21 protein-coding genes and 1 tRNA gene are annotated in these 22,136 nt (G+C 35.7%); 14 read left to right on the top strand and 8 right to left on the bottom strand.

The window, feature by feature from the left end; genetic code table 11:
• Positions 1 to 2 precede the first annotated feature (2 nt).
• A complete protein-coding gene (locus ACN5J7_RS04095; protein WP_418602902.1) occupies positions 3 to 509 on the top strand; it encodes a hypothetical protein in 507 nt (168 codons plus the stop codon).
• Positions 510 to 513: 4 nt separating this feature from the next.
• Here the strand turns inward: ACN5J7_RS04095 and ACN5J7_RS04100 are convergent, their stop codons facing one another.
• A complete protein-coding gene (locus tag ACN5J7_RS04100; RefSeq protein WP_418602903.1) occupies positions 514 to 957 on the bottom strand; it encodes an Lrp/AsnC family transcriptional regulator in 444 nt (147 codons plus the stop codon).
• A gap of 123 nt (positions 958 to 1,080) precedes the next feature.
• Between ACN5J7_RS04100 and ACN5J7_RS04105 the strand changes: the two genes are divergently transcribed.
• Positions 1,081 to 1,476, top strand: a complete 396-nt coding sequence (locus ACN5J7_RS04105) for a hypothetical protein (protein WP_418602904.1) — start codon at positions 1,081 to 1,083, stop codon at positions 1,474 to 1,476.
• 419 nt (positions 1,477 to 1,895) lie between these two features.
• Positions 1,896 to 2,282, top strand: coding sequence for a hypothetical protein (locus tag ACN5J7_RS04110; protein WP_418602905.1), 387 nt, complete (start codon positions 1,896 to 1,898; stop codon positions 2,280 to 2,282).
• Between the two features lie 81 nt (positions 2,283 to 2,363).
• Here the strand turns inward: ACN5J7_RS04110 and ACN5J7_RS04115 are convergent, their stop codons facing one another.
• The gene (locus ACN5J7_RS04115; RefSeq protein ID WP_418602907.1) at positions 2,364 to 3,431 is read right to left on the bottom strand and encodes a branched-chain amino acid aminotransferase; all 1,068 of its coding nucleotides are present in this window, start codon (positions 3,429 to 3,431) and stop codon (positions 2,364 to 2,366) included.
• 93 nt (positions 3,432 to 3,524) lie between these two features.
• Here ACN5J7_RS04115 and ACN5J7_RS04120 point away from each other — a divergent pair, with 93 nt between their 5' ends.
• Entirely contained in the window at positions 3,525 to 4,028 is a 504-nt protein-coding gene (locus ACN5J7_RS04120; RefSeq protein ID WP_418602908.1) for a DUF4920 domain-containing protein, read from the top strand.
• 1 nt (position 4,029) lies between these two features.
• Positions 4,030 to 4,758 carry a tRNA (5-methylaminomethyl-2-thiouridine)(34)-methyltransferase MnmD gene (gene mnmD, locus ACN5J7_RS04125; RefSeq protein ID WP_311940879.1) on the top strand — a complete coding sequence of 243 codons (729 nt, stop codon included), beginning with the start codon at positions 4,030 to 4,032 and terminating at the stop codon, positions 4,756 to 4,758.
• A gap of 135 nt (positions 4,759 to 4,893) precedes the next feature.
• Here mnmD and ACN5J7_RS04130 read toward each other — a convergent pair whose 3' ends face one another.
• Positions 4,894 to 5,523, bottom strand: a complete 630-nt coding sequence (locus tag ACN5J7_RS04130) for a Crp/Fnr family transcriptional regulator (RefSeq protein WP_418602909.1) — start codon at positions 5,521 to 5,523, stop codon at positions 4,894 to 4,896.
• A gap of 82 nt (positions 5,524 to 5,605) precedes the next feature.
• Here ACN5J7_RS04130 and ACN5J7_RS04135 point away from each other — a divergent pair.
• Positions 5,606 to 5,679, top strand: a tRNA-Arg gene (locus ACN5J7_RS04135).
• Between the two features lie 239 nt (positions 5,680 to 5,918).
• Complete coding sequence (gene manA, locus ACN5J7_RS04140) at positions 5,919 to 7,121, top strand: mannose-6-phosphate isomerase, class I (RefSeq protein ID WP_418602910.1); 1,203 nt, start codon at positions 5,919 to 5,921, stop codon at positions 7,119 to 7,121.
• An 18-nt stretch (positions 7,122 to 7,139) separates the two neighbouring features.
• Here the strand turns inward: manA and ACN5J7_RS04145 are convergent, their stop codons facing one another.
• The 3 genes from ACN5J7_RS04145 to ACN5J7_RS04155 form a co-directional block, all read right to left on the bottom strand.
• Positions 7,140 to 7,292, bottom strand: a complete 153-nt coding sequence (locus ACN5J7_RS04145; RefSeq protein WP_418602912.1) for an SsrA-binding protein — start codon at positions 7,290 to 7,292, stop codon at positions 7,140 to 7,142.
• Between the two features lie 505 nt (positions 7,293 to 7,797).
• On the bottom strand, positions 7,798 to 9,921 hold the full coding sequence (locus tag ACN5J7_RS04150) for a M56 family metallopeptidase (protein WP_418602913.1): 2,124 nt from the start codon (positions 9,919 to 9,921) through the stop codon (positions 7,798 to 7,800).
• Between the two features lie 2 nt (positions 9,922 to 9,923).
• On the bottom strand, positions 9,924 to 10,283 hold the full coding sequence (locus ACN5J7_RS04155) for a BlaI/MecI/CopY family transcriptional regulator (RefSeq protein WP_311940898.1): 360 nt from the start codon (positions 10,281 to 10,283) through the stop codon (positions 9,924 to 9,926).
• Between the two features lie 346 nt (positions 10,284 to 10,629).
• On the opposite strand from ACN5J7_RS04155, the gene ACN5J7_RS04160 reads away from it, so the two are divergent.
• Both ACN5J7_RS04160 and ACN5J7_RS04165 read left to right on the top strand, forming a co-directional pair.
• On the top strand, positions 10,630 to 11,580 hold the full coding sequence (locus tag ACN5J7_RS04160; RefSeq protein WP_418602914.1) for a calcium/sodium antiporter: 951 nt from the start codon (positions 10,630 to 10,632) through the stop codon (positions 11,578 to 11,580).
• A 173-nt stretch (positions 11,581 to 11,753) separates the two neighbouring features.
• Positions 11,754 to 12,494 (top strand): hypothetical protein, encoded by a 741-nt coding sequence (locus tag ACN5J7_RS04165; RefSeq protein WP_418602916.1) that lies wholly within the window; start codon positions 11,754 to 11,756, stop codon positions 12,492 to 12,494.
• 527 nt (positions 12,495 to 13,021) lie between these two features.
• Here the strand turns inward: ACN5J7_RS04165 and ACN5J7_RS04170 are convergent.
• Positions 13,022 to 14,032: a glutamine synthetase beta-grasp domain-containing protein gene (locus tag ACN5J7_RS04170; protein ID WP_418602918.1), complete on the bottom strand. Its 1,011-nt coding sequence runs from the start codon at positions 14,030 to 14,032 to the stop codon at positions 13,022 to 13,024.
• Positions 14,033 to 14,303: 271 nt separating this feature from the next.
• Here ACN5J7_RS04170 and ACN5J7_RS04175 point away from each other — a divergent pair, with 271 nt between their 5' ends.
• The 5 genes from ACN5J7_RS04175 to dnaG all read left to right on the top strand — a co-directional run bounded on the left by ACN5J7_RS04175 (position 14,304) and on the right by dnaG (position 21,479).
• The gene (locus tag ACN5J7_RS04175; RefSeq protein ID WP_418602920.1) at positions 14,304 to 16,490 is read left to right on the top strand and encodes a glutamine synthetase III; all 2,187 of its coding nucleotides are present in this window, start codon (positions 14,304 to 14,306) and stop codon (positions 16,488 to 16,490) included.
• A gap of 435 nt (positions 16,491 to 16,925) precedes the next feature.
• Positions 16,926 to 17,492 carry an RNA polymerase sigma factor gene (locus tag ACN5J7_RS04180; protein ID WP_418602921.1) on the top strand — a complete coding sequence of 189 codons (567 nt, stop codon included), beginning with the start codon at positions 16,926 to 16,928 and terminating at the stop codon, positions 17,490 to 17,492.
• Positions 17,479 to 18,264, top strand: coding sequence for a hypothetical protein (locus ACN5J7_RS04185; protein WP_418602922.1), 786 nt, complete (start codon positions 17,479 to 17,481; stop codon positions 18,262 to 18,264). The genes ACN5J7_RS04180 and ACN5J7_RS04185 overlap by 14 nt, the downstream gene beginning before the upstream one ends.
• Before the next feature lie 60 nt (positions 18,265 to 18,324).
• Positions 18,325 to 19,419, top strand: coding sequence for a hypothetical protein (locus tag ACN5J7_RS04190; RefSeq protein ID WP_418602924.1), 1,095 nt, complete (start codon positions 18,325 to 18,327; stop codon positions 19,417 to 19,419).
• Between the two features lie 101 nt (positions 19,420 to 19,520).
• The gene (dnaG, locus tag ACN5J7_RS04195; RefSeq protein WP_418602926.1) at positions 19,521 to 21,479 is read left to right on the top strand and encodes a DNA primase; all 1,959 of its coding nucleotides are present in this window, start codon (positions 19,521 to 19,523) and stop codon (positions 21,477 to 21,479) included.
• Here the strand turns inward: dnaG and ACN5J7_RS04200 are convergent.
• Positions 21,474 to 22,103 carry a response regulator transcription factor gene (locus ACN5J7_RS04200; RefSeq protein WP_311940925.1) on the bottom strand — a complete coding sequence of 210 codons (630 nt, stop codon included), beginning with the start codon at positions 22,101 to 22,103 and terminating at the stop codon, positions 21,474 to 21,476. The genes dnaG and ACN5J7_RS04200 overlap by 6 nt on opposite strands.
• Positions 22,104 to 22,136: the final 33 nt, after the last annotated feature.

Below are 22,136 nucleotides of genomic sequence, written 5' to 3' on the forward strand. Positions count from 1 at the left end.
ATATGAGTATGATTGAAAAATGGGAGAAACTACCGGTTTTTAAAAAAGCCATGGAAATACAAAAATTGGTTGACCATATCGTTGAATGTGTTGAACAATCTGATATTGACTTTGAGAATGACATTGAATCAGAAATGATAAAGAACAACCTGCATTTTTTAAGAGAAAACGCAATGATTATACCTGCAAAAATTGCTGGGGCAGCAGACGAGGATATGCTTTATGATATAAAAATGGAAAACGCCGCCATTATTAGAAAATCCGCTAGAGAACTTATTACCGATGCTAGAGGCATAGAAATGCATGGATTTAAAGATATTGAATATTTAGACCTGTTGAGAAATGAGGTAGAGACGTTTAGGGTTTTGTTTGCAGAATGGATAAAAACCTTTGATTGTTGGAACTATATTATTGATAGATGGGGGCTTTTTAATCCACCGGGAATTAATTACGACGATAAAGACCCTGATGATGATTTGCCGTTTAATCCCGACGATTTTGAAGAATAGCCACTTATTCAATAGGCCTAATCTCCTTGTGTTTTACTACCCGTGATAAAACAATTTGTGTTTTACTTTCACCGTAAATTATTAGCTGATCAATAAACTGCTCTAAATGTTTTTGGTTTTTTAAAACCACTTCCATCACTATGTTTTCGTCGCCTGTAATGCGGTAGCAATTTATAACCTCGTCGTAGGTTTTTACTTTTTCCAAAAACGGTTTTAGTTTACCCATAAAAGCACGTAAGGTAATAATAGCTTTAAACTGATACCCTAATTCAAACGGCGAAACTATGGTTTTATAATCTTCAATAATACCCAAATCTTCCATTTTTTTTATGCGCTCGGAAACCGCTGGCGAACTAACCCCAACCTGTCTTCCAATCTCCGCATTGGATTGTCTGGCATTCTGTTGCAAACACTTTAAAATCTTCTTATTCAGGCTATCTATACTCATTTAAGGAAATCAAACTGCAAAACATTAATATTTAAAGCAAATATACGTATTTACTTTAAAATCAAAAGAACAATGTGGATTCTTGTGAGTAATTTTGATAAAATTGCTTAAGAAAAAATAAAGATGTCATCTAATACCCCACAATACCTATCGGAATTACCGATTTATAAAAAAGCATTAGATATTTTTGTCTTATCACAAAACATATCTTCGTATTTAAATCAAGATTTATCTGTTTTAAAAGAAGATGGGTCTGAAGACAATAACATTTACTTTTCCGGCGATATCGTTCAGCAATCAGTATCCTTAGCTCCCGAAATTGCCAATGCGGAATTAGAGCGTTATTCAGAAAGAAGGCATAAACACATTGCTACGCTTAAGCGTATTACAAACTTACTTTATAAAAACTCGTACCGCTTAGAACGTGCCAATAGTAATGGTAAAGATTTTTTGCCCATTTTACGTAAAGAGCTCAAGAAATTCAAAAAATTGCAACGCACTTGGTTGCTGACTTTGTAAAACATCTTTACACCGCTCCTTTCTTTTTTTATACTAATAAACAGTTACCATTTCTGAGGTTTCTCGGGTATCGATTGGTATGTGCTTTTGGCGTTGTATGAAGAATTTAATTCAGCCTAAAAACACGAGATAATAGGTGTAAACGAAACCGGTTGTGGAATTACTTTAAAAAGTATTTAATAGCAACAATGCCCAAAATAAAGGAAATAAAGGCGAGCAGCACCCAAAAACTACCTTTGTAAAAGCGTTTGTGAAGCTTTAAATCTTTGCGGTAAGAATAAGCGATTACCACAGCAAAAACAATAAAAAATAAAACTCCAAAAATGATTTGACCTTTACTAAACATATAGTTATTTTTATGCAAATTTAAATAATAACAACGATATTTTCGCTGTTGCGGAAATGAAATAAAACTTTAAATGAAAAATAAAATTGAGGCCGTAAAAGCATTTCATACCGCATTTAAAATAGGGCACAGGGAAACGCCAAAAGCCGATTTGGGATTAGCCAAAAACATGCTGCGATACAAACTTATGCGAGAAGAAAACGAAGAATATTTAGAAGCCGCAACCAATAACGATTTAGTTGAAGTTGCCGATGCCTTGGGCGATATGCTTTATATTATATGCGGAACCATTATTGAACATGGGATGCAACATAAAATTGAAGAAGTGTTTAACGAAATTCAAAGAAGTAATATGAGCAAATTAGGTGAAAACGGACAGCCTATTTATCGTGAAGACGGTAAGGTGCTTAAAGGTCCCAATTATTTTAAACCAAATATTGAAGCTATTCTAGAAAAATAAGTTGATACAAATTTCACGAATTAACACTAATCTTAACAGTACAAACCATTAGTGGAAATTCATGAAATTTGTGTCCTTTTGTTAAATTACTCTATAACGCCATCCAAAAGGATCTTCAACTTTGTTGGTTTGAATATCGGTAATGCGTTTCTTTAAAGAACTTGCATAGGTGTTTTCTGATTTTGGTAAATCAAAATCTTCATCTTTGTAACCAAAACCAGATATTGGAGAAATTACAGCAGCTGTTCCTGCACCAAACATCTCTTTTAACGAACCACTTTTGGCAGCTTCAACAACCTCGCTTACGGTAATTTTTCTAACCTCTACCGGAATACCTTCTTTTTCAGCCAATTCAATAATGCTTTTACGTGTAATGCCATCAAGGATTCTGTCGCTGGTAGGGCCCGTAATAAGGGTATCATTTATGCGAATAAATATATTCATCGCACCCGCTTCTTCAATATATTCATGGGTGTTATCATCGGTCCAAATAACCTGTTGGTAACCTTTTTCAATAGCTAATTGTGTGGGATAAAACTGTCCGGCATAATTACCGCCTGCTTTAGCAAAACCAACGCCACCATTGGCAGACCGCGAATATTTTTCTTCAATTAAAACTTTTAATTCTCCAGCGAAATACGAGCCCGATGGTGCCGTGGCAATTACAAATTTGTATTCATCGGCAGGCGAGGCATGAAACCCTTTTCCTGTTGCAAAAATAAAAGGTCTGATGTATAATGAGCTGCCTTCGTTTTTAGGAATCCAGTCGCTGTCAACCTTTAAAAGCGCTTTTAAACCTTCCATAAAAAAGGCTTCTGGCAATTCAGGAATCGCTAAACGCTTAGCTGAAATGTTCAATCGTTTAAAGTTATCTAAAGGACGAAAAAGTAATATGTTGTTATCATCATCTTTATAGGCTTTCATGCCTTCAAAAATGGACTGCCCATAATGAAAAATCTTAGCCGAAGGGTCTAAAGTAATAGGGGCATAAGGCACCACTTTCGGCGCTTGCCATTTACCGTCTTTATAATCACATTCAAGCATGTGATCAGAAAATGTTTTTCCAAAGCTTAAATGGTCAAAATCTACTTCATTAATTTTGGAATGTTTGGTTTTTATAACCTCGATATCATTCATTAAAGCATTCATAATTTACGTTGTTTTAGGCTGCAAATTTAAGGAAAAACGCAATTAAAAATGATATATTTGCAACAAATCGTTTAAAATTGAAAATTATATACAATGAAATCAATTACTTTAACAATTATCTGTCTGTTTGTGTTAAATTCTTGTAAAAACAAAGCAGAGAACCCACAAGAAAAACAAATTGAAATTGAAAAAACGGACTATACTTCTTTTGGAAACACTATAATTGCTGATGATGCAATTGCTGTGGCATCTATGGCAACACACTATAAAACCATGAGCGTGGGCGACAGCATTAACTCTAAAATGACGGCAACCGTTAACAAAGTGTGTCAATCTAAAGGCTGTTGGATGACTTTGGATTTGGGCGATAACGAAGAAGTGATGGTGAAATTTAAGGATTATGCCATTTTTATGCCTAAAGATATTGCAGGAAAAGAAGTGATTATAAATGGCAAAGCTTATGTAACCGAGGTTTCGGTTGATGAGCAGCGCCACTATGCCGAAGATGAAGGGCAATCTACCGAACAGATAGCAAGCATCACAGAGCCTAAAAAAACATATTCTTTTGAAGCCGATGGCGTATTATTAAAACAATAGTGTGCAACGCGAAATTGTAATAACAGCCGATGGCTCTACAACCATTCATTTACCGGAATGGGACGAGCAATACCACTCCAAACACGGCGCTATACAAGAGGCTTATCATGTGTTTATAAAACATGGTCTGCACTATTTTTGTGATTCAGGTGGAAGCAAAGAATCTCAAAAAGCAAGTCATGTTGTTGAGGGCGCAATTTGTAATTCTAATGAAATTTCGATATTGGAAATTGGTTTTGGAACGGGTTTAAACGCTTTTATTACTTTATTGGAAGCCGAAAAATTAAAAACCAATATTGCTTATTATGGTGTTGAGGCCTATCCTGTTTTAATGGATGAAATCAATCAATTAAATTACCCAAAAGAATTAAAAGCTGAAGATAAAGTTTCACTTTTTAACAAGTTGCATGAAGTTTCGTGGGAAGCATCGCATAAAATCACATCTCATTTTTCATTAACAAAACAAAATCGATTTTTTTCAAAAATTAAAGAAAAAGAGCGGTACAACATTATTTATTTTGATGCTTTTGGAGCCCGTGTTCAACCGGAATTATGGACGGAAAGTATATTCCAAAACATGTTTCATGCCCTTAAAGATAACGGGGTTTTAGTAACCTATTCTGCCAAAGGCAGTGTTAGGCGCGCTATGGAAGCCGTAGGTTTTAAAGTCCAGCGATTGCCCGGGCCTCCGGGAAAACGTGAAATGTTACGCGCTTGTAAAGAAGCGTAACATTCAGCGACTCCAAAAAATAAAATCTTGAGTTAAATGCTGAGGGCAACGAAACTTTCGGCAACCTCAAACCATTAAAGTATTGAACTAAATGGCCCGCATCAAAATTTAGTCTCGATTAAGGGGTATTTTGATTTATAAAACTTCGATTTTATTCCGGCTCAATTTAATTTTGTTTTCGTTCTCAAGTTGCTTTAGCAAACGCGAAATAACCACACGAGATGTGTGTAAATCTTCAGCAATATCCAAATGTTTTACAATGATGGTTTTTGAGTTGTCCATCTTTGTTTTATGGATTAAATACTTGTACAAACGCTCGTTCATTTTCATAAAAGCAAGATCGTCAATGGTTTCAAGCATTTCGCTAAAGCGTGATTGGTAGCTTTCCAAAATAAAATTCCTCCAACTTTCGTTGTCATGAAACCATTTTTGCATAAACGCAACCGGTATCATGACTAAGCTTGAATCTTTTTCGGCAACCGCTCTCACTTTACTTTTTGAGCTGCCCATACAGCATGTTAGCGACATGGTGCAGGTTTCTCCGGTTTCCAAAAAGTAAATAAGCAAATCGTTTCCATCGTTATCTTCCCTAAGTATTTTTATACTACCACTTAACAAAAGCGGAATGTGTTTTAAGGTTTGGTCAATATCGATAACAATATCTTGCTTTTTAAACGTTTTAAATACACCAAATTGATAGATTTCTTTAATAAGATTATCATCTAATAGGTGGTTGAAGTTTTGTTGTAATAATTCTTTAGACATGCTCAAAAATAACCATTTTGAAATTTGAAATAAAAGTTTGGTGGGGTTTTAATAAAAAATGTATATTTGCATCCACAAAAAAGGCCATGTGGCGCAACTGAATAGCGCACTTGATTACGGCTCAAGAGGTTGCAGGTTTGAATCCTGCCATGGTCACGAATAAATACAAAAGGGATAAATAAAACTGAGCGCGCTCATCATTTTATTTGTCCCTTTTTGTTTTCAAAACGTATTTATAAAGGATACTCGCAACGAATAAAAAAATACTTCGACAAGCTAAATATGGCATGGAACTAGATTTTCAGGCAGCCTCTTGTGCTTTACAATACATTTTATTTCCCCTTTTGCGCCGTTTAGTTTAAATTTGTGTGTTATTAATCATTTACTAAATAAGGATGTCGAAATTATTTGCGCTTAAAGGAAAAATACAACATTACGCTTGGGGCGGAACTGCATATATTCCTCAATTATTAGGAATAAAAAGCAATACCGGAAAATGTGCCGAATATTGGTTGGGTGCTCACGCCAATGCACCTTCTGTAATAACAACTGCTGCTGGTAGCCAGAATTTAGATAGCCATATAGCCTCAAACCCCAATGAAAGTTTAGGGGCTGAAATTGCTGAAAGCTTTGGGCGGTTACCTTTTCTTTTTAAAGTGTTAGATGTAAAGGATATGTTGTCCATTCAAGTGCATCCCACCAAAATAGAAGCCGAAAAAGGATTTAAACGCGAAAATGAATTGGGCATTCCGTTAACTGCGCCTCACAGAAATTACAAAGACGATAACCACAAGCCGGAAATTATGGTGGCGCTTAGCGAGTTTTGGCTGCTACACGGGTTTTTGCCTAAATATGAATTAATTGAAAGATTGAAAACTACACCGGAATTTGTCGATTTGTTACCTGTTTTTACAGATTCAGGCTATTTTGGTTTGTATAAAAAAGTGATGGAGCAATCTGCTGAAGACAGCAACCGCATTTTAAAACCCTTGGTAAATCGGATTATGCCATTGTATTCGCAAGGAAAGTTGGATAAATCAAGTCCCGATTATTGGGCGGCCAAAGCTGTGGATACGGCACCAGATACAGATGTTTTGGATAAAGGCATTTATTCCATCTACTTTTTCAATATTGTTAAAACCAATAAAGGTGAAGCTGTTTTTCAGGATGCCGGAATTCCGCATGCCTATCTCGAAGGACAAAATATGGAGCTTATGGCAAATTCCGATAATGTTTTACGCGGAGGCTTAACGCCAAAACACGTTGATGTGCCCGAATTGTTAAAACATGTGGCTTTTGAGGAAACCAAACCAAATGTGATGCAGGGAACCTTGCAAGCCGATGGTATTGAGCGCATTTATAAAACGCCGGCACCAGATTTTGAATTGAGTAAAATAGATTTAAAACTATCGGAAAACTATCAATCGACATCAAAAACATCACAAATTTTAATCGTTATTGAAGGCAAATCTACAATTTCAAGTGGCGAAAAAGTTTTACATATCGGTAAGGGCGATTCGGTTTTTTTAGAAGCCAATTGTGCGTATAGTATAGCTGCACAAACAAACGCAACCCTTTATAAAGCTACTGCACCGTAAGGTTTTTTGTAGAACAAATCAATCCAAAGCTTGTTTTGTAACGTAAACGCGCCAGCCTATTATGGCCATTTGTAGTTTCGTGGCTTTTGCTAAATCCAGTTGTCGTTTCGAGTAGCTTGGTAAGACTATTTTGTTAACCTTTGCCAATAATTTGAATACTTGCTTTTTCATTTGTAAAACCCTTATTAAAAGGTAAAAATAGTAAAACTTATTCTAGACTAAGTTTTACCTTTTTTTTGTGTTATATAATTGAAATTATAACCAAGATAATATCAATCATAATTTTAGCAAGAGTTATCATAATTATAGGGTTTTAAAGGTTAGTAAATGGTGTTATTTTATCAATGTTTTTTTAAGATATATTTTTTGGAATATATCCACCAAATGTTTTTGGGTAAATCTGTGAAATTAAATATAGGTTTGTAAGTAAAAAGACGATTTATGTTTCAGTATTTATGTGACGCTCTTTAAAGTAGTTTTAAAGTGTAATTTCAAACGATGTTAATTGTTGTAATTTGTAATAATTGTAGGGGTGTTTTTGAGTGATTTATAAAAACCAAGGCGCTTTTGGTTAAAAAAAGGATATTATTTGGCCATTTCATCTTTTATTTGATTTTTTGGCACAAAAAAAGACACTCTTTTTAGAGTGCCTTTTAGTTGATCTGTTTAGGTAGATTTAGTTTTTCTTTTTGGACGTAATTTCTACCACACCATCTTTAGCTTTTTTACCGTATTTTTCAATGGCCGATTCGCCTTTAAGTACCGTTATGCTTTCAATATCGTTTGGATCAATGGCGTCAAATTTGTTTTTTCTAATTTTCTTACCGTCCAAAATATACAATGGTTCTTTATCACTGTCAGTGGAAATTTGGATTTTACCATTGCCATTACTTTTGCCAAAAGTTTTAATTTTATATGATTTGCCTTTAGATTCTCCACTTTTTAAAATAATAACATCTTCATTTTCATTCCTCCCATCGTTTTCAATAATAACCTCGACATTTTTATCGTCATCATCAGAAATATCTTCAACATTACTATGGCTTTCAACAATAGCATATTGTCCTTTTTTGCCATCATTTTTATTAAAATGAATGCTATCAGCTATAATCGCTTTTTTGTCTTTAAAAACATGTACAGAATCAGAAGTTATGAATGCATAACTTTTTTTGTTATTGGAATGCAAAGTGTCTATTATTTTACCTGATTTAGAGATAATATATTTGGTTTTTATTTCAGTTCCAAAACCAAACCCTTCGCTATTTTGCTTGTATGTAAAAGATTTAATGGGTTTGTCGCCATTTAAGCTATAATTACCAGATCCGTTTTCGGTTTTAAATTCAGCAAAAACCCCGATGATTTCATTTTTAGAGTTCCGTTTTATTTTACTGAATTTTAAAGTAACACCCTTTGTTTTTCCCTTTTTAATAGTGTTTTTAAAATCGTTGTCGGTAAAATCTTTTGTAATGGTTACGTTAAAAGGTTTGATTTTTTGAGTGTTAGGGTTTTGTTTTGCAGTAGTTCGCTTGAGTTTCGTTTTAGAATTATGTGAGTTTTTGCTACTGCCAAAATCCAAGGTTTTGGAGTTATTAAAATCAAATTCATCATTAACTGTTTTTATGTGTTCAATACCTCCAACTCCACAAGTTTCTTCGTGTTTAAAATAATAAAAAGGTTCGATTGGTGACTGATCGCTATTATAAATACAACTACCACCTTCAGTTTCAAATTTCGTTATAATTTTTGTAATTTCTCCTTTTGCATTTCGTTTTAATTCTGAATATGTAAAAACAACACCCATACTCTGTAGCTTTTTCTCAATCTTGTTTAAATCTTTATCAGACAGATTTTTTCTAAAAATTATTTTTATTTTATCATTCTCTTTTGTGATTTCCTGCTGTTCTACTTTGTTTGTAATTTTAGTTGAGCTATCATTATCCAAAACCTTTTCAACATAAACCTCCTCCGTATTAAACCCCATTAAAAACAGGGCGAGAAAAGGCAGAACCAAAGTGTGTTTTAAAAGATTGATTTTTTTCGATTTTGATTTGTGTAACATAACGATTCGTTTTTTGATTAATGAACTGTAAAAATTATTGGTGATGGCGATGTGCTGAAGAGGCACACTTGTTTTTAGCAACAAATGCTGATAGCTTTTTTTGCAGCTCGATTGCTTTTGCGCTTTGTAATCGGCAATAAACTCCAGGTTTTGCTGTAAATCTTTTTTATAAAACCAAGTAATTGGGTTAAACCAAAACACAATAGCGGCGAGTTGCGATATTAAAATGTCGATAGAATGGTATTGTTTTACGTGCACTTTTTCATGGGCGATAATATGTTGTAACTCCGTATTGTCAAACTGATTTGGGTTAAAAACAATCCATCTAAAAAACGAAAAAGGTTGTGTTTCGTTTTGGGTTTCAATAAATGTAAATCCGTTTTGTCGCTGCTTTTTATTGTTTAAAATAAGTAAGGCCAACGAACCCAATTGCACCAAAAATCGCAGGGAAAATAGAGCAACACCAATTGCATAAACAACAAGTGCATAATGCCAAATATTAAAAGGGGCTTCGGTCGTTTCAGCTAAAGCTGAAGCATCGGTAACTTCAAAATTCTGGATGGGCATTGGCGTGTACTCAATATAAATGGGAATCACCACATAAGGCAGTGCAAAAGCGGTAATTAGCCCGATAAGCAAAAACCAACGATTGGACTGAAAAAAAGTGTCGCGCTGTAAAAACAGTTTGTAGCACAGGTAAAAAATGGCAATAACCGCACTGGCTTTAAGTAAATATTCCATGGTTATTTTTGTTTTTCAATTAATGCGATAATCTCCTTAAGCTCGTCCACGCTTATCTTTTCTTCTTTGGCAAAAAACGATACCATATTTTTATACGAGTTGTTAAAATAATTATCAATGGCCGCCGTCATAAACCGTTTTTTGTAATCCTCTTTAGTAACAATAGGGTAGTATTGGTGGGTTTTTCCGTAGGCATTATAAGCCACAAAACCCTTGTCTTCCAAATTTCTTATAATGGTCGATAACGTGTTGTAATGCGGCTTGTCGTCTGTAATTTCAGCAAGCACATCTTTTACAAAAGCCTTTTCAAGCCTCCATAAAATATGCATAATTTCTTCTTCTTTGTTTGTTAGCTTTTGCATTATTAAAGGTTTTTTCATTTCCACGAAGGTGAAAATCTTTTTTAATTATAAATATTTGGGCGTTACCACAACCCTTCGACTGCGCTCAGGGCAAGTGGTCGGGCTTTCACTACTCGCTTCTTCCTGCGTCGGCGAGCTCAAACATGCCGTTCAATCCCTAACGCAATACAAACGTATAACTATTTTTGTAGTTATACAACTAAAATTGTAGTTATTTAACTAAAATTTAAGTTTTCAAGGCTGTGGCATAAGCAAATACCGCTGTATTATTTGGTCTCACAAAAACTTTCAACTTTTTAACTTCTAACTTTTAACTTTCATTTATCTTCGCAAAAAAATATATAATATGAGTATTCTTTGGGTTGTCCTTGGATTTATTTTATTGGTAATAGGAGGTGAGTTTTTAGTGCGCTCATCCGTGGCTTTGTCATTTAAGTTTAGCATATCTAAAATGGTAATTGGTATGACGGTAGTTTCATTTGCAACCTCGGCACCGGAATTATTGGTGAGTTTACAGGCGGCACTTTCAGGTTCGCCAGCCATAGCCATTAACAATGTGGTGGGTTCCAATATTGCAAACATTGGTTTGGTATTGGGCATAACGGCCATGGTTGGTGCTATTTCGGTCGATAAATCATTTTATAAACTCAACTGGCCTGCGATGATGCTGTTTTCGGTGGCCTTGTATTATTTTCTTAAAAACGATAGTGTATTAACCGCATTTGAAGGCGCTATTTTGTTTGTGGGGCTGTTTTTGTTTCTATTTGTATTAATACGAAGCACAAAAAAAGATATTAATGTGGAAGAAGTCGACGAAAGTCTAGCCGTAGTTTCCAATTTTAAAATCGGTTTGTGGTTGCTAATAGGCGCCACAGCGTTATATTTTGGTAGCGAATGGTTGGTTGTTGGCGCAAAAGACATCGCCACGGCGGTTGGAGTGAGCGAAGCAGTAATAGGCGTGTCGTTAATAGCGGTAGGTACCAGTGTTCCGGAATTGGCCGCATCGGTTATTGCAGCGGCAAAGCAGGAAAAAGCCATTTCGTTGGGTAATTTAATAGGCTCGAATATATTTAATATAGGCTCTGTTTTGGGGTTGACGGCCATGATAAAGCCAATTCCTGTGACCGAGCCGCAAATACTAACTAGCGATATTTTTTGGATGCTTGCTTTTTCAGCTGTTTTATTGCCCATGATTTTTATAAAAAAACGCATGCAAATAAGCCGAATAAAAGGATTTGTTTTGGTAGTTGCCTACGGAATATTTATGTTTTTGGTGTTTACCAAGGACAAGTTTTAGGTTGTAATACGATCACTTTGGCAATGTTGTGTAGAACAATGCTTTGTCGGAAAAATTGACTAACTTCGTTTAGCATTAGATATAAAGCACTTGTGCTGAGCTTAGTTGAAGCATTGAATGATTTTATACTTATGTTGTTAACCCACATTTGAGAAACAACATACATTTGAAAAATGAGAATATTACTATTTATTTTTTGCTCATTATTAATTTCTAAATCTTCAACTGAAAAAGTATTTGAAGGAGAATTGATTTATCATCACAATATGAAAATGAATTCTAAAAACTATTCCGAATCAAGAAAATATTATGATACTCTCAAAGTAACTTATAAGGACAAGAATTACATAAAGTTGACTAACAAAAAAGATTGTGAAAAAATACTTTTTATAGATTCTTTGAAAAAAGTATATGTTATTTACAAGGATTACTTAAGTAAATCAAAAAGTCTCTCAATGGATGAGGATAATTTGAATTTTGGAAAATTATATAATCGAGAAAACTCTCATTTTGGAAACATAGTTTCTTTATCAAAGTCTGACACAATTCTGAACTTTAAAAACAAAGAACATCAATTAAAAAAACTTTTCGTGGAAAGACAATACGGAAACGAAACTTATATTTATTCAGAATCTGACAGCTTCAAATTCACTGACAACAGGAATATATTGAGAAATATCGGAGAACAAATCCATCCAAAAGAAATAGCGACTGAATTGAATAATTCAATACTTTATTATTACAAGTTAGACGTTAAAAATGCTGACTTGTACGAAGAATACAGATTAGTTGAAATAAGAAATAAAGAAATTGAAAATAAAGTTTTTGAAATCCCTAAACATAAAGATGCAAAAGGGTTTAAAAGAGAAAACAAAAAAGAAAGTCGATTTAAATATTACGAATTGACTGAATAAACCGTTTGATAACAACGGGTATAATCAATTGTTTGATTATCGCCTACTTGGAATTTCTTCGGAATTTCCTCTGGTTCGTGTTCTTTTTCTATTTAAAGTTATTTATTACAAACTAAAGAAACACCTAAAACGAACCTCTACCAAAAAAATAGCAACTTTCAATTTAAAAACATAACCCTGCAAACAAGCGAATTAGGGATTGAGGCTCTTCGACAAGCTCAGGATAAACTCATCCTTTTTTTGAAAAGGTAAACACAACTTTGTTTAGAACTAAAATTTAACAGATAGCCATACTTCGACTATGCTCAGCACAGGCTAGCTCGCTCCGCGCTATGACGAAAAAAAAATATATAGCCGAAAGCCCGACCTTTTGCCCTGAGCGGAGTCGAAGGGCGGGGTAACGCCCAACTTCTCGATACAATTCTTTTAAACACATCAGAATCACTCGAAATGACGTGCATTATATAAAAAACGCCAACAAATTAATGTTGGCGTTTTTTATGAACAAAAATGTTAATCTATAGGAATTAAATTTTTGCGGATTTAACGGTTTTAATAATTCTTCCCGCAATTTTATAAGGGTCTCCGTTTGATGCAGGGCGTCTGTCTTCCAGCCAGCCTTTCCAGCCTTTTTCAACCGTGATGATAGGAATACGGATGGAAGCGCCTCTATCTGAAACTCCATAAGAGAAATCGGAAACGTGTGCCGTTTCGTGCAATCCGGTTAAACGCTCATCGTTAAACTCGCCGTACACTTCAATGTGCTCATCTGTAACGGGCCTGAAGGCTTCACATATTTTTTCGTAAATTTCTTTAGAACCACAAGTTCTTAAAGTGGTGTTAGAAAAGTTGGCGTGCATACCAGAACCATTCCAATCTCCTTTTACCGGTTTTGGGTGGTATTCGATATAGTAGCCATATTTTTCGGTTAATCTGTCTAAAAGGTAACGGGCAATCCAAATTTCGTCTCCGGCTTTTTTGGCGCCTTTTGCAAATAATTGGAATTCCCATTGTCCCGGAGCAACTTCTTGGTTGATTCCCTCAAAGTTTAATCCGGCTTCAATACATAAATCGGCATGCTCTTCAACAAAATCCCTTCCCCAAGTGTAGCGTCCGCCAACAGAACAGTAATATTTACCTTGTGGGCCAGGGAAACCACCACGTGGGAACCCTAAAGGTAAATCGGTTTTGGTATCCATTAAAAAATACTCTTGCTCAAAACCAAACCAGAAATCACCATTGTCATCATCAATCTGAGCTCTTGCATTTGAAGGGTGTGGTGTTCCGTCGGCACTTAAAACTTCAGCCATCACTAAGTAACCGTTTTTTCTTGTCGGGTCTGGATAAATAGCTACGGGTTTTAATAAGCAGTCTGATGCGCCTCCAGAGGCTTGCTCGGTCGAGCTGCCGTCAAAAGACCAAATTGAACAATCTTCTAATTTACCGCCAAAGTCTTCTTCAACTTTAGTTTTGCTTCTCATGTTTTGTGTTGGTTCATGACCATCTAGCCATATATACTCTAATTTTGATTTTGCCATAATGAATAGTTTATAAATACAATATTTAAAATAATGACACAAATATAAAATTTTATGAAACACGGTATGTTTTATAGGGGTATTTTAATTAACAGTGGCTTTATTTTTATTTACCCCCTATTTTTTATGGGTTTATTTTATAATATGAACATAATTTTATGCTAAAATCTAAAAATTGTTAATAACAAACTTTTGTGTTTTATACTTTTATTGTTTTTGCTGTTTATTTTTGCACCTATAAATTTGTTGTAACATCTAAAAATTATACGAAATGTCAACTTTAAGATTTCACGCTATAAAAAAATCGCTTTCAGCCAAACCTGTACCCGTTGAAGAGAAAGAACGTCGCTCGGATATTTTCGGTAAGAATGTGTTTAACGAAAATTCCATGCGCCAATACTTGACAAAAGATGCTTTTGCCGGAGTGATGAACGCCATTCAATATGGTAAAAAAATTGATAGAGCTATAGCAGACCAAGTGTCCTCTTCAATGAAGGATTGGGCGTTATCAAAAGGCGTTACACATTATACCCATTGGTTTCAGCCATTAACCGGTACAACTGCCGAAAAGCACGATGCTTTTTTTGAGACCATTGGAGATGGAATGGCCATCGAAAAATTTGGAGGTAGCCAATTGGTGCAACAAGAACCGGATGCCTCAAGTTTTCCAAGTGGCGGTATTCGAAATACCTTCGAAGCTCGTGGCTATACGGCTTGGGATCCTACATCACCGGCATTTATTTATGGTACAACCCTTTGTATCCCTACCATTTTTGTGGCGTACACGGGAGAGGCCTTAGATTATAAAACCCCACTATTAAGGGCGCTACAAGCGGTTGATGGTGCAGCTACCGCAGTATGTAAATATTTTGATAAAAACGTAAAAAAAGTAACCTCGTCTTTAGGCTGGGAGCAAGAATATTTTTTAATCGATAAAACCTTGGCGGCCACCCGTCCGGATATTGCATTAACCGGCAGAACATTATTGGGGCATTCTGCAGCAAAAGGGCAGCAACTGGACGACCATTATTTTGGTTCTATTCCTAGCAGGGCTTTAAACTATATGCGCGAGCTGGAAACCGAATGTATGCTTTTAGGTATTCCGGTAAAAACAAGACATAACGAGGTAGCCCCAAACCAATTTGAATTGGCGCCAATTTTTGAGGAAGCCAATTTAGCAGTCGACCATAATTCGTTGCTCATGGATATTATGGGTCGTGTGGCTTCGCGCCATAATTTTAAGGTGCTATTACACGAAAAACCATTTGCGGGCATCAATGGCTCGGGTAAGCACAACAACTGGTCGCTGTCCACAGATACAGGGGTTAATTTATTGGCTCCGGGAAAAACGCCCATGAGTAATTTACAATTTTTAACCTTTTTTATAAATACCATAAAAGCGGTTAACAAGCACGAAGCACTATTGCGGGCCACCATTGCATCGGCAAGCAACGACCACAGATTGGGAGCCAATGAAGCACCTCCAGCCATTATTTCCGTGTTTATTGGCGAGCAATTAACCAAGGTTTTAGAAGAATTGGAAGGTGTTACCAAAGGCAAATTATCACCACAGGAAAAAACCGAATTAAAATTAAATGTAGTTGGTAAAATACCGGATGTTTTGTTGGACAATACCGATAGAAACCGCACATCGCCATTTGCATTTACGGGCAATAAATTCGAGTTTAGAGCCGTGGGTTCAACAGCTAATTGCGGCGACCCCATGACGGTTTTAAACACCATAGTTGCAAAGCAATTAAAAGACTTTAAAGTGGAAGTCGATAAGCTAATCGACGAAAAAGGTTTAAAGAAAGACGAAGCGATTTTTAATGTGTTGCGCGAATATATAAAAGCCTCAAAACGTATTTTGTTCGAAGGCAATGGCTATAGCGAAGCTTGGGAAAAGGAAGCCGAAAAAAGAGGGTTGAGCAATAATAAAACCACGCCCGATGCTCTAAAGGCTAAAATATCAAAAGATAGTATGGCCCTGTTTGAGGAAATGCAGGTAATGAGTAATATTGAAACCAAAGCGCGTTACGAAATAGAGGTTGAAGCCTATATTATGCACATTCAAATTGAAGGTCGGGTTTTGGGCGATATAGCACGTAACCACATTGTTCCAACGGCGGTGAGATATCAAAATACCTTAATTGAAAACGTAAAAGGCCTCAAGGAAATTTTCGATGAAAAATTCAAGGAAGTTTCCAAAGAGCAACTCAATTTAATCGAGCAAATTTCAAATCATATAGAAAGCATCAATGCCAATGTTACGAAAATGATTAACGAAAGAAAAAAAGCCAATGCCATTCAAGAGGTCGAAAAGAAAGCGCAGGCCTATTGCTTTAACGTAAAACCCCTGTTCGAAGACATCCGTTACCATTGCGATAAGTTGGAATTACTGGTAGACGACGAGATTTGGCCACTAACCAAGTACCGGGAGCTGCTGTTTACAAGGTAGTCCGTTTTTAGCAATCCCGTAACTTCGGGGTTTTCTAGAAGTTGGGCGTTACCCCGCCCTTCGATTCCGCTCAGGGCAAGAGGGGTCGGGCTTTCCGCTACAATCTTTTTAAAATGTTTGTTCAGGGAGCAAGCAATGTGTTTGCCTGTTAACACGGGCATTAAAGCAAAGTTTGTGCAAACCAATTTTAAAAAGGATTTCCACTGCAATCCCTAACGCGCTTATGTGCCGGCTTATGTTTTTAAATTAAATGGGCTTTTGCTTTTTGCAGAGGCTCTTTTTTTTTTTTTCAATAAAATCGAATTCACATAAGCCCAATTTTCTATAAAAAACCAAATCTTTTCAATTACTTTTAAAATAAATTTTAGCTTCAGGCAACCTTTAGCACAACATTTGCGTCTTTATAAATAGAAGACCACATAAAATCCATCTTTTTTGAAAGTCATTCAACTCCATAAAAACGAATCCGAGCTTATTAAAAGAGCGATTAAAAACAATCGCGAAGCGCAACAGGTGTTGTTCGAGTGGCATGCCCCAAAAATGTTAAGTGTTTGCAGGTATTACATAAAAGATATACAACATGCCGAAGAAGCGATGCTTAACGGGTTTTTCAAAGTGTTTTCAAATTTAAAAAAGTTTAAAAATGAAGGCAGTTTTGAGGGTTGGATACGGCGGATTATGATTCGGGAATCGATTTCGTTTTTACGACAGAAAAAAAACATGGAGTTTCCGGTTGAAGCTATTGAACATGAAAACGATTATACCAACAACATTAAAACCGACATTGAAGTTGCCCAAATACAGCAACTTATAGACGCCCTTCCCAACGGCTATAAAGTGGTGTTTGTTATGTATGCCATTGAAGGTTACAAGCATTACGAAATTGCCAATATGCTAAACATTAGCGAGGGTGCATCAAAATCGCAGCTGTTTAAAGCACGCAAACAGCTTCAGGAAAGCATTAAAAAATTAAATAAAACAACAAGCTATGGCAGCAAATAAATTTGAAAATAAGATAAAGGATAAGCTTGAAAAAAGAACCATAAAACCATCTGCCGATGCGTGGAATAAATTATCTCACCGCTTAGAAAATCAAGAAGAAAAACGGAATAACAAAGCGTTTTGGTGGTTGGGCATTGCGGCAAGTATTATAGGTGTTTTATTGGTAGTTACCCAAGTTTTCCAGAATGATTCCGGTAAGCATGTTGCACCGCAAATTGTGGTAACACCAGAACTTGTTAAACAAGATGATATTTCGACAGGCTCAATAACCGCCGATAAAATAGCTAATGAAAAGGTTGAACCTATTGAAGAAATTTCAGAAGATATCAAATCAAAAGAAGCTAATCAGTCCAATCAAATTCAAAAAAAACCAACTGTAATCAAACCTAATTTAATTAAAGAAACAACGCGTATTGTTGAAGAAAAAGATGTTCAAACCACAAAAGAAACCCATGTTGAGCCAGTCAAAATAATTTCTGAAAAGTTAACGCTCGAAGAACAGAAAATTAAGGAAGTCATAGCCCAGGTAAAAACCTTAAAAGACGGTAAAAACCAGGTTACGGAAAACGAAATAGAAGCCTTGTTAATTGAAGCTCAAAACGAAATCAAACTAAAACGATTATATAACGAAAGCACAATAAAAGTTGATGCCTTGGCACTGCTTCAAGATGTTGAAGACGAGCTCGACCAATCTTTTAGAGATCGGGTTTTTAAAGCTTTAAAAGAAAATTTTATTACGGTAAAAACGGCCGTGGCACAACGTAATGACTAAAGAAATCATCAAAATTCAATCGATAAATCAATACCCATTTTGGGCAAAAAACGAACAGTTATGCAAACCATTACAAAGTATTTAGCACTGGCGGCGCTGTGTTTAAATGTGCACTTAATCACTGCGCAAGACAGCATTTCCAATACCAGTAATCATGAACAAATAAAGACTTTAAGAGCCTTAAAGGATAAGGTTAAAACCCAAGAACGCGAGTATTTAAAAGCCGAGGTTGAAGCCATAAACAAGCAATTGGACGGAAACGAGATTACCTTTGGGGAAGCCGAAAAGTTAAAAAAGGAAGCGGCTAAAAAACATGCTTTGAATATTGAAAACCGCATAGCGATTATCAATAATAAAATTTCACTTTTAGAACGAAATGATGCTGTTTACAACAATGAAGAAGAGGAAGGCGATGATCAATTTGTTTTTAGAATTGGAAAGGGAGATGAAACCGATGACGAATTTATATTTATTGGTACAAAGAGAAGCGACAAGCACAGACATCGAAAATACGACAGGCGAACCACTAGCGATTTGGTGCTGGCCTTTGGTTTAAACAACGCCATTGTTGAAGGTGATAACCTGGATAATTCGCCGTATAAATTTGGAGGCTCTCGGTTTTTCGAAATAGGTTGGGCGTGGAAAACCCGGGTGTTTAAAAACTCGAATGTTTTACGTTTCAAATATGGCTATTCGTTTCAAATAAACGGATTGAAGCCAACCGACAATCGATATTTTGTTAGCCAAGGCAACCAAACCATGTTGGAGGTATTTCCTGAAAACCTTAAAAAATCGAAGTTATCCATAACCAATTTAGTGTTTCCTGTGCATTTTGAATTTGGCCCATCCAAAAAAATCGAAAAGGATGATTATTTTAGATATTCAACACGTAATAAGTTTAAAATTGGCCTTGGCGGATATGCGGGATTTAATATAGGAACGCGCCAAAAATTAATATATTCAGTTGACGGAAACAGGCAAAAGGATAAAATAAAAGGCGGCTTAAACACCACCAATTTAGTTTACGGAATTAGTAGTTATATTGCTGTTGGCAGTACGGCATTTTATGTAAAATACGATTTGTCACCTATTTTTAAAGACCAAGTTGGAGACCAGAACAACATCTCCCTTGGTGTTAGGTTTGATATGGATTGATGTTTGAAAGTCTATTTATAAAATAAAAGAGTTTCAATATTGAAGCTCTTTTTGTTTTACTTCAAAATATATTACATTTACACATAAAATAAGTTTCTCCATTGATTGCACCATCGTCCATAGACCAAGTATTTGAAACCGCTCGTGTAGAGGAGGTTATAGGTGATTTTGTTCAGTTAAAAAAAGCGGGAAGTAACTTTAAAGGTTTAAGTCCGTTTTCCGATGAACGTTCACCAAGTTTTATGGTATCGCCAGTAAAACAAATCTGGAAGGATTTTTCCAGCGGAAAAGGCGGTAATGTGGTGGCGTTTTTAATGGAACACGAGCATTTTACCTATCCAGAGGCTATTAGATATTTGGCCAAAAAATACAATATTGAAATTGAAGAAACCGTTCAGTCCGATGAGCAAAAACAGGCCGCGAACGAACGGGAAAGTTTGTATTTGGTAAGCGAATATGCGAGCAAGTATTTTCAAAACATATTACATAAAACCGATCAGGGAAAATCAATAGGATTAAGCTATTTTAAAGAGCGCGGATTTACCGAAGAGACCATTAAAAAATTCGATTTAGGGTATGCACTCGACGAGTGGCAAGCCTTTACCGACGAGGCCTTAAAACAAGGATATAACATTGATTATCTCGAAAAAACAGGGCTCACCATTGTTAAGGATGCCAAACGTTTCGACAGGTTTAAGGGGCGTGTTTTATTCCCCATAAAAAGTATGAGCGGCCGTGTATTGGGGTTTGGCGGGCGTATTTTGATCAACGATAAAAAAGCGGCCAAATACCTAAACTCCCCAGAGAGCGATATTTACCATAAAAGTAAAGTATTGTACGGTATTTTCCATGCCAAACAAAGCATTGCCAAAGAGGATAATTGTTATTTAGTTGAAGGCTATACCGATGTTATCCAGTTTCATCAAACGGGTATAAAAAACGTGGTGTCTTCCTCTGGAACTGCCTTAACTTCCGATCAAATCAGGCTTATAAACAGGTTAACCAAAAACATCACGGTGTTATTTGATAGCGATGCGGCGGGTATGCGCGCTTCCCTTCGCGGAATCGATTTAATTCTGGAGCAGGGCATGAATGTAAAAGTGTGCACATTTCCCGATGGCGAAGACCCCGATAGCTTTGCAAAAAAGAATTCACTTGAAGAACTCGCGCTGTATTTAGAAGAAAACTCCAAAGACTTTATTCAGTTCAAAGCTTCGGTTTTATTTGAAGAATCCAAAAACGACCCCATAAAAAAAGCCGAAACCGTTAGGGATATTGTCAACAGCATTTCTAAAATACCGGATCGTATTAAAAAGGAAATCTACATTCAAGAATGTGCCAGAATTATGGACATTAGCGAAGCTGTTTTGTTTAGTACCTTGGCTCAAATCAACAAAAAGGAATTTCAAGAGGAGGCTAAAAAACAAAAAAACGAACAAAAAGCTTTTGATGTCATAAAGCATGAACAACCCGTAAAAAAGGTTGATGTGCAGTATGTTTTAGAACGAAAAATTATTGAGGTATTATTACTTTACGGAAACAAAACCGAAGATTTTGAAGATTTGGTTTTAAAGGAAAATGATAAAAACGAACTTATTTTAGAGCCCGTAATTCAACAGGCCAAAGTGTTCGAAAAAGTGTTTTTGGATTTGCAAGACGATGAAATGCAATTCTCGAACCCCCAATTTAAAACCCTGTATTACACCATTATTGATAGGCTCAACCAGACCGAGGATTTTGAATTGAAAACCTTTATCAATTCGGTAGACCAAGATATGGCAAACGAAATAACCACCATTTTAATGGATGATGAACGCTATGCTTTGGACGATTGGAACAGGATGAATATTTTTCCAAAAGGAAAAACAACAAGTATTGCGCAACTGGTAAGCGAAACCATTTTAAGTTTACGCTGCTTTTTAATAGACCAAAAAGTAAAAGAATTTCAGCAAGAAACACTGCATAACAAAATAGACACGAATAGAAATATACTTGAAGAAGTAAAAGACTATTCGAGTCTAAAAATGTTATTGTCCAGAAAGCTTAATCGCGTATTATAGCTCAGCTGAAAGTTTAGCTTGGTTAACAAGATCCACTAAATTGGTTACTTTTAGTTTTCTCATTAAACGTGCTTTGTAAGTACTTACCGTTTTCTCGTTAATGTTTAGCTCTTTAGAAATCTCTTTGTTTTTTCTACCAATAGTTAAAAGTTTTAAAACTTCTGACTCGCGAGTTGATAGTTTTTTGTAAAAAGATCCCGATTTGTTGCTTTTAGCACCAAAAGCTAATTGTTGCGTTAAGGCATCACTTAAATAAATACCACCTTCGTGAACCTTTAAAATGGCCTCGTTAATGGTAATGATGTTAACTGATTTAGAAATGAATCCTGAAGCCCCCGCTTTAATGGCGTTTATGCCATATACCTCTTCGGGCTGGCCACTAAAAATAAGGGTTTTTACGTTAGGATAATCCTTCTTTAAATAACGCAAAACGGTTAAACCGTTAAGTTTTGGGAAATCTACTTCTGTTAAAATAATGTCTACGTCATTGTTTTTGACAAAGTCTAAAATATCATCGCCATCGTTTACACTTCCCACAATTTTTATGTCTGAAGATGCCGAAAATAGATGTTCTAGACCCTTTCTGATAATTGGATGATTGTCTGCTATTAGTAATTTTATCATTATTAAGGGTTTTTATACTATTATAGCTGTGAG

It is taken from the genome of Hwangdonia sp. (assembly GCF_048381975.1).
Classification (GTDB): Bacteria; Bacteroidota; Bacteroidia; order Flavobacteriales; family Flavobacteriaceae; genus Hwangdonia; species Hwangdonia seohaensis.